The organism is Nocardia sp. CNY236, from assembly GCF_000482385.1.
GTDB lineage: Bacteria > Actinomycetota > Actinomycetes > Mycobacteriales > Mycobacteriaceae > Nocardia.
The window spans coordinates 1-7,903 of record NZ_AXVD01000060.1 but is presented as its reverse complement, the minus strand read 5'-3'; the positions used below and the strand labels follow the sequence as shown (position 1 = coordinate 7,903).

General features: G+C 60.9%; 8 protein-coding genes. 4 read left to right on the top strand and 4 right to left on the bottom strand.

What is annotated here, in order from left to right; translation table 11 throughout:
- Window positions 1-260: helix-turn-helix domain-containing protein (locus K940_RS0121110; RefSeq protein ID WP_028478551.1), on the bottom strand; the 260-nt coding region annotated here is incomplete at its 3' end.
- Between the two features lie 1,017 nt (window positions 261-1,277).
- Between K940_RS0121110 and K940_RS0121105 the strand changes: the two genes are divergently transcribed.
- The 3 genes from K940_RS0121105 (at window position 1,278) to K940_RS0121085 (ending at window position 4,058) form a co-directional block, all read left to right on the top strand.
- Window positions 1,278-1,862 (top strand): DnaB-like helicase N-terminal domain-containing protein, encoded by a 585-nt coding sequence (locus K940_RS0121105; protein ID WP_028479104.1) that lies wholly within the window; start codon window positions 1,278-1,280, stop codon window positions 1,860-1,862.
- 741 nt (window positions 1,863-2,603) lie between these two features.
- Window positions 2,604-3,134 (top strand): hypothetical protein, encoded by a 531-nt coding sequence (locus K940_RS31105; protein WP_051407435.1) that lies wholly within the window; start codon window positions 2,604-2,606, stop codon window positions 3,132-3,134.
- Window positions 3,135-3,263: 129 nt separating this feature from the next.
- Window positions 3,264-4,058, top strand: coding sequence for a hypothetical protein (locus K940_RS0121085; protein ID WP_155981042.1), 795 nt, complete (start codon window positions 3,264-3,266; stop codon window positions 4,056-4,058).
- 254 nt (window positions 4,059-4,312) lie between these two features.
- Here the strand turns inward: K940_RS0121085 and K940_RS0121080 are convergent, their stop codons facing one another.
- From K940_RS0121080 to K940_RS29725, 3 genes are all read right to left on the bottom strand, one after another.
- Window positions 4,313-4,792: a hypothetical protein gene (locus tag K940_RS0121080; RefSeq protein WP_231390465.1), complete on the bottom strand. Its 480-nt coding sequence runs from the start codon at window positions 4,790-4,792 to the stop codon at window positions 4,313-4,315.
- 58 nt (window positions 4,793-4,850) lie between these two features.
- Window positions 4,851-5,555, bottom strand: coding sequence for a histidine phosphatase family protein (locus K940_RS0121075; protein ID WP_231390467.1), 705 nt, complete (start codon window positions 5,553-5,555; stop codon window positions 4,851-4,853).
- A gap of 417 nt (window positions 5,556-5,972) precedes the next feature.
- Window positions 5,973-6,689, bottom strand: a complete 717-nt coding sequence (locus K940_RS29725; protein ID WP_231390466.1) for an SAM-dependent methyltransferase — start codon at window positions 6,687-6,689, stop codon at window positions 5,973-5,975.
- Between the two features lie 572 nt (window positions 6,690-7,261).
- On the opposite strand from K940_RS29725, the gene K940_RS0121060 reads away from it, so the two are divergent.
- Window positions 7,262-7,891, top strand: coding sequence for a Tellurium resistance (locus K940_RS0121060; protein ID WP_028479099.1), 630 nt, complete (start codon window positions 7,262-7,264; stop codon window positions 7,889-7,891).
- The last annotated feature ends 12 nt before the right edge of the window (window positions 7,892-7,903 follow it).

The following is a 7,903-nucleotide window of genomic DNA, read 5'->3' as shown; positions in this document are numbered from 1 at the left end:
CCCCGTTGCCAGCCGACCCGCTCCATGATCACCGTCGTCGGCATATCGGGAAACTCCGCCAGCAACTCCCGGATCGCCGGCTCGAACTCATCGACCACCGAACCCTTCGGCTTGCGCCGATATCGCGGCGGCTCATGCGCCGCCAGCGCCTTCTTCACCGTGTTCTTCGAGATCTTCAACCGGCGAGCTATCGCCCGGATCGCCATACCCTCCGAGCGATGCAACCGGCGGATCTCCGCCCAGTCCTCCACGTTCAACACCTCATGATCGTTCACGGGTGGGTCAATATTCACCCGGAACCAGAGGGTCAGTATTCAGCCGGATGCGACAGCGGGCTCAGGATTCACGTGCGAATCTGATACCGGCGTTCGGAGAACGGGTCCGGTCCATCCTCCAAAGGTGAGAACTCGGTGATCCAGCCGGCTGAGTGGGAGACACACAGACCTCGTTGCTGTGCGCTACAACTACCTGATCGAAGACCAGACAGATCAGCACGAGACGGTTCACAACGTGACCCGAGCAAGGAGACAGCACCGGTCTGCTCGATCCCTGAGGCCACCCACCGATTCTTCGGCCGCACCAGGCTGCATTCACGATCTGCGCCGAACACCCGCGCGTGGTGATCATCGCCTGAGGATCTTCCATGCCCTGATCGATGTGCCTCTCATCAGTCCCAGCCGAGAACCGAGCCACGTCGACGGCATGCCCTCCCGTCGGGCTCGGTAGGCAAGTCCTGCGCCTGATCGTCTGTAGGCGACAACACCTGAGTCGGCGCTGTGCTCAAAGTATGAGACAGCCGACAACCAGGCGTCCTCGACAGGCATCACAGAACAGCCCAGATGTACACCGAAGCACGGAATTCGACCAACAATCCGCCACTGCTGGCCGCGTGACACCTCGGCGCCCGTGGCCAGCACACTGCACGAATCCTCTCATCCCCCGGCCTGGCTCACCCGAGCACGCGACCCAGCCAACAAAAGGCGAACCCAGCAGATCGCGCACCCGACCATACCTTCGGAAGAACGGAGCATACGGTCATGGCAACCAGTCAGAATCATCGATACATTCGAAGAAGTCGCGAAAGCACACTGGAGGAATCGCCCACCGGGCGGCCACGCTTCGCCAATTCGGCTGCGGAAGGTAGAGAATTGCATACTCATAGCAACGACCCCGCAGGCAGGGGCCCCGGTCCACCATCGCCCTCCACGCCCAAGGAAATCGCTCGGGAACGAGAGGTTTGGCACACAGTCAGCAACACTCCTGATCTAGCCCGTGCAATGATGATGTCCAACCCGGAATCTCATCTGCTTGCCGCACTACTCAACGCCTCCGCTGACCAAGCCGCCGAAGTACTCGCCCTGGTCAAAGATGACGATTTCGTGGACGAGAGGATCAAGATCTTCGTCGGCGTCATTCGCAGACTCGCTGCAGAAGGGCGGCAGCCAACACCCCAAGCCGTCTCCGCCAGCACCCGGAAGTTGAAAAAACAGATACAAGAAGTGATGAGCTTTGAGCGGCTCTCGCTATTCCTAGCCGAGATCTACACGATGGGGCATCCGGTGCGGCTGTGGGCCGACGCCTGCCAAGTTGTCAAAGACAGCTATCGAGCCCTATACGGCACAAGAGGCCAGCGCCTAGCGCAAATGGCCGAGGCGTACGCAGACATCGAAGACCTCGAGCACGCATTGGCGGACGGGCTCCGTCAAGGGTGTACGCACCGAAAACGCCTGAATGCGCTGGACGCGAGAGCCAAAGGCTCGTCGGCATCCACCCCCACCGCAACAGTGAAGCGAGAACAGCGTTGTGGGCCGGGTCCACCGCGGTGGCCGTGTGGATGCTCTTGTGCTGATCGATGCCAATGACGACCCGAGCAACAGACCGCTGTCCACCCCTGGCAAGTGGGATCTGCCGCGGACGACCCACCTCCGCACGTCAACCAAAGACAGCCGGCGACAGCGCTCAAGGGTGAAGCTACCCGGCACCCCACGGGCGGCTACACGACTAGGACACAATCAGAACCTCAAAGGTCGTTCCATTCTGAGAAGGCAACTCTGCCAGGTTGGCGACCAACCTGGCAGCCAGCGCCGGCGGCGATAGCGACAAAAGGGAGCGGGACACATTGGCTCGTCGATGTCGACATCTCCGCTCCCAACACCCGCCGCCGAAACCATCGGCCGATCGGATTGTCCACGACCGCGGCGCTCCCAAACCCATCCGAGGAGCAGTGATCCCACGCCGGTAGCCGCTCGCCGAGTCCGCCGCATCTGACACCCTGCCACCACGATGGCTTCTGCTCGTCCGCTGAGCGAGCAGAAGCCATCGCCAACTCCGAACCCCGGCGTGGCACCACCCTCATACTCAGCACCACGCACGAACTCAACGGTTGGTGCCGTGTGCTCCAGATTGATGATGCGTACACGATCACCGATCGACCAGCACTGTAGCGCCGACAATGCCTTGCGCGCCATGACCGCACCCACACCTCTCATCGACGCGCCGGCACCTCGAACATCGCCGCCTGTCCCCGATCTGCAACCGACGCCAGGCATGCCGCGACCTTCGCTCTCATCGAGATCTCATCCGCGGCGATCAAAGGAGCCTAGATGTCCCCTTCCAACGACGACTCGGCGATCAGCCGAATTTCAACCGCCACCGCACATTGGATGCCCCACAGCATCGTGATCATGATTGCGGTGCGAGGCCTGCCCCACGTCGGACTCGAGCACTGGAGCATCCATGTAGGAGGCACGCTCGCCTTCTTAGCATGCATTGTCGGCTTCATGCACAACCAACGCGCGCAGCTGTGTGTGCGTTGTATGAGTGAGGTCCCCACCGACCCAGGCACCAGAGCCGAACGCTGGCGCCTGCTCTTGTGGATCAACCATCAAATACGAGGCATCAAAAGGATATTGATACTGCTGGCGATCATGACCGGCACCCTCCTAGTAGCCACAGCCAGTGGATTCCCCCGCTTGGTCTACTCCCTGACCGACCTGCTCACAGGTCTGTACATGTACTCAGTCTGGCTGCACCACCGCCTGCGCCCATGGTGTCCCTACTGCCGCGACTGGGACGATGACGACGTGATCAGCGAACCGTCCCCCGATCCCGTGGCCGAAAACCTTCGCGATTGACACCAACCCGCTCAAAGCGCCCGATTACCTGGTGACGTGCGGATTTGCTGCCAATGAATACATTCTGTCCCACCCCATTTGGAATGCACAGATTCAGCACGAATCCCATCCGAGTTCGAATGAGCGCCAGTGCACATCGTGGATGCCCGCCGGCACGGTGCGCAACGAACGTTGCCGCAACATGCCCCCTGGGCAAGCTACTTCATCGAAAGGATCAACTCACCCATGACCGACCTCCCCCGCCACAGGCAGCACCGAGTGTTCCTCGATGGCCTCGACGAGATGCGCACGACCTGGCAGACCGGCCGCGACAAGGCCAAAACAGAGGTGAACGAACTACATGCGATTGTCAAGACACTCACCGCGCTGAAGACCCGTCCACGCATGAGTCTCCCGCAAAGCTCAGAGGACCACTGGTATGACCCGACCGTGCCGTCGTTCCCGCACGATGGTCTCGACACGGGCGATCTGTTCGAGCAGTTGATCGCCTATTTCCAGCTCATGGTATACCGTTACAACGAAGAGGTGAACAGGTTGACGGAGGCGCTGAATACCTTCGACACAAGCCTCACCGCAGCACTGAACGAGTTCCGCGGCAGCATGAGCAAAAACTTCACCTGCGATGATGTGAACACGGTCCTGGGCCGGTTCAGACAGCGGATAGGCCTGTGGATCGTATGCGTGTGGGACCACCACGACGAGCACGGGTACGGCGGCAGCACCTCCTTCTACATCAAGTCCCTCGACGGCGAAGCACTGTTCGATCTGGCTTGGGAGGTGCAGGCATGGCTCACTACGCCCACCGGCATTCGCCAAATCCCCTGCGAGCTCGCGGACTGGGTCCGTGGCGAGGCCACCGACCTGAATCCTCTCCGCCTGGGCGGAGACGGCGACCACAACTACGCCATCCAATACCACACCTAGCTATCCATAGCGCTGCGAATGATGCGCGACCAATGCCCATGGTGGTACAGCCGAGACCTTGGGCAACAGCCGGACAGCACCAGAAGTCTTGGCAGCGCCGGACGCATGGTGGGCGCGATGCACGGGTGTCCGGCACTGTGGAACTCTGCGGCGTCGAAACCGTGCACGAATTCCCGTGCTGCTAGGTGACGCTCAACCTGTGTCCACAGAACCGGGAGCGGCTCCGGGGCCGACGATAGCCAGTCAGTGGAAGTCTAGCGGCGGGTGCACAATTCCAGCACCCACCCAACTCGCTCATTGTAGAAATACTGTGCTGCAAGCAGGGCATCGCGAGCGGTGCGGCTTCGCGGTGCCTGAACATAGGCAACCCAAGCCTGCGCGATCTGCACCACCAGCTCACCAAGACCAGCCTGCGCGACCCCAACCCTACTGTTGGCCACGGCTGCATGATCAATCTCATGCACGAGCGCTGCGATCTCCGCATCAATCGCGTTCGTGACTGTGCCTCGCGGGTGGCGGCAATACACCTCAGCCAACCGCATGGCATGTTCGTCAAAAGGTCGCGACAATCGTGGGCTTGACCGCAGGCGGATGAGTCCACCGGCCACTGCATCTCCCACACCCCACAAATCCCGCCACCCGCGCCGGTCCACGGGCAGCAGTATCGCGAATTCACCGACCCAATTACTCGCCTGCGGCATCCCACCCAAACCCTGTGCGGTCGACTCCATCACAACCTACTCAGCAGGTACAGAACAAGAAACGGCGCGTGCACGACTTGGCCTACAGCGACTAGATCCCGTCGATCTTCATCAGGGGATTGTCCTGCCACACTTCTCCGGGCGCGGTCACCAAATCGGGTGGTAAGTGCCTATGGTCGTGGCTGAGCAGTGTCCAGCGCAGCGTGGGATCGGCCGGCCCCGTAGCAGATGAACGACACCCGGACAGGACCGTGGTACCTGTGTTCACCACCAGAGCCGGCGGTGACACACCGAGAAATTCCTGCATGCTGGCGACGATGGTGTGAATGTCACACACCACCACTACCGCTTCGCCTGTATGCGTTGCGGCGATCGCGTCGAGTTCGCGTGCTGTGCGTTGCGCGGTCACCGTCCACGGTGCGGCTCCAGCAGGGAACGGAATAGATGGATTCAACGGTGGTCCACCGTTCTGCCCACAGAGAACGTCATCCCACAGTTTGCCTTCCGCTGCACCATAGCTCGGGTGCTCGAGCGTGTACTGCACCTGGTCGGTGCCCAACCGTCTGGCGAGTTTGTCCGCCGTGTGTTCAGCCCGCCCGATCCTGGTGCAGTAGATCACTGGGAAATTGTCATACCAGGTAGCCAACTCTTCGGCCAACAATTCAACCTGCCTGTGACCTGTGTTGGTGAGTCCACGACAGCGTGCACTCCCGATGATCTGGCCACACGCATCGGCTGTCGAATGGCCATGACATACCAGAATCAGGTGCCTGAAATCGCATCCAGGCCCGTTCATCATCATTCAGATACACATCCTCGTGTGCAGTGTGGTAGTTCTCGAATTGTTGACCGTCATGTGTGGCTGTGTTCGACTCACCCAGTGACGATGCTGGATCCGACGCCCGAGCGCTCACCCGCCTTTCGGTCAATCACGGATCTGTGGCACGTCGTCCCGCACTGCGCCGACGTGTCCCCTCCGAGCGCGTCGGCCCGCACGCTCAGGCCATCAGCCCGATGTCTAGGCGATTCCTCGCCCCAGATCGCAGTGTGCGGTGTAGAAGATGCTGGTCAACCCGGCTGTTTCCGTGATAGGTGAGCTGGGACTTCCTGGTGCCCGGTTGATGTTGATGCTCCATATAGGTGTAGTCAAGATTGCAACTCCGGAACTTCGACGACTACAGGGAAAGATGGTGATAGGTAACGGTCTTCGGGGCTACCGCGCCCCAGGCGGGGATCTGCTGGACGACGCCGATGTCGGCCCAGGCGGGGCCGCCACTCGGTCACCGACATCACCCCTGGTTCGATCAACTACAGGTCGTCGAAATGCATCGGGATCTGCTCGAGGGGACGGGGGTGTATATCGCGCAGCGCCTTCGCTGGCGTGGTGCTCCCACATCCTGTTCAGATCCTTGGAGTCACTGCTGATGTCCCACGCGGTCAGGACGCTGCCCGACACCACCGCCCCCAGCACGGTATCTACCCCGAGTACGCCCATGAACAGCACACCGACCGGCTCGCTGAAATCCAGCATTCTCCAGGCCTGGTCGATGATCGAGCCCGGATCGCGGCAACCAGCATCGACAACGTCAACCATTCCTGTTGTGCTGGTCAGCAGTGCACGAGCATGGGTGAGCACCTGTGGATCCGAGCTTGTGTAGACCACTCTGCACTGCGGTGCAATGATTTGGGCGATGTAGTGCGTGTCCTCGGCGGTGGGTAGGCCGGCTCCGATGTCGAGGAACTGACGGAGGCCCTGCTCGGCGAGGAAGCGTTCTGTGCGGACACGGAATTGCTGCGTCTGCATGGCCAACGTTGTGATACCTGGATAGATCCGGCCGCAGGCATCACCTGCGAGGCGATTGTAGTAGTCCTTACCGCCCACCGAATAGTTCCAGATCCGGGCCGGGTTCGGGGTGTCGGTGCGAAACACTGTGGTCAAGAGGCTCCCCGCGCAGTACATCCGAGTATGACTGCACCCGACGGCGGGGACCGTGCCGATCACCCCGAACAGGACGGTAGTTGGATCAGCGATCGACCCGCCGCCGGGTACGATTCGAGAGTCGCACCCGGCCGCGGGTCACAACATGTACGAAAACGACTATCTTCGATCATTTTTGAACATTTCGGCCGGGGAGTTCTCGCTACGCTCAACGCAGGGCCGTTGTCACTGGGAGGTGATCGTGTACGTGGGCACCCAGAAGAAGCTCGGCTTGCGATCACCCGACGAGTACGAAGCCAGCGACCATCACCACGTTCCCGCGGGAAACAAATAGTCCGCTCTGGATTAGGAGCGGAACCTCACCCTCAACGGCGTTCTCCGTGATTCGCCTGCCACATTCGCACACCAAGCGGACTTCGTGATAGATGATGGTGCTGGTCAGGCCGCGGGTGTGGAGCGGCCACCGCAGCATGAGCGCGTGCCGGTGAAACGCCTGACCAACCCGAGCTGTTGCGCTCCGCTCCCACAAGTGGGGCCCTGCCCAATCACAAGGAGAACCAATCATGGCGATCAACCTCGACAAAGTCACCCTCGACAAGTCCACACCCTCGGTTTCTCTGGCCAAGTCCGGTGACAGACAAGGCACGATGCGGGTCAACCTCAACTGGACCGCGCGCGCTGCAATGCCGGACAAAGGGTTCCTCGCCAAGCTCAAGGCCACGGTGACACCGAGCATCGATCTGGATTTGGGTGCGATGTACGAGCTGGCCGACGGCACCAAGGGGGTAGTACAGGCACTCGGGAACTCGTTCGGTGCGCTCAACGAGCCGCCGTTCATCCACCTCGACGGGGACGACCGCAGCGGCAACAACACCGCGGGAGAGAACCTGCACATCAACCTCGCCGACATCACCAAGTTCCGGCGCATCCTGATCTTCGCCTTCATCTATCAAGGTGTCCCGAACTGGTCGCAGGCCAACGGTGTTGTGACTCTCTTCCCCACCTCCGGTCCACAGATCGAAATCGAACTCGGCTCAGCGGACGACCAGGCCATCTCCTGCGCGATCGCGATGCTGGAGTGCAATGGCCGGGAACTGACAGTCACCCGCGAGGTCCGCTACATTCGCGGTGGCCAGCAGGAGATCGATCAGGCCTACGGATTCGGCATGGAATGGACGGCGGGCAGTAAGTAGCCGACCACCCGC

What these genes read in the sequence shown, in the direction of transcription:
- K940_RS0121105 (WP_028479104.1), top strand. Translation starts at nt 1,278, where the DNA reads ATGATGATGTCCAACCCGGAATCTCATCTGCTTGCCGCACTACTCAAC.
- K940_RS31105 (WP_051407435.1), top strand. Translation starts at nt 2,604, where the DNA reads ATGTCCCCTTCCAACGACGACTCGGCGATCAGCCGAATTTCAACCGCC.
- K940_RS0121075 (WP_231390467.1), bottom strand. Translation starts at nt 5,555, where the DNA reads ATGAACGGGCCTGGATGCGATTTCAGGCACCTGATTCTGGTATGTCAT.
- K940_RS0121060 (WP_028479099.1), top strand. Translation starts at nt 7,262, where the DNA reads ATGGCGATCAACCTCGACAAAGTCACCCTCGACAAGTCCACACCCTCG.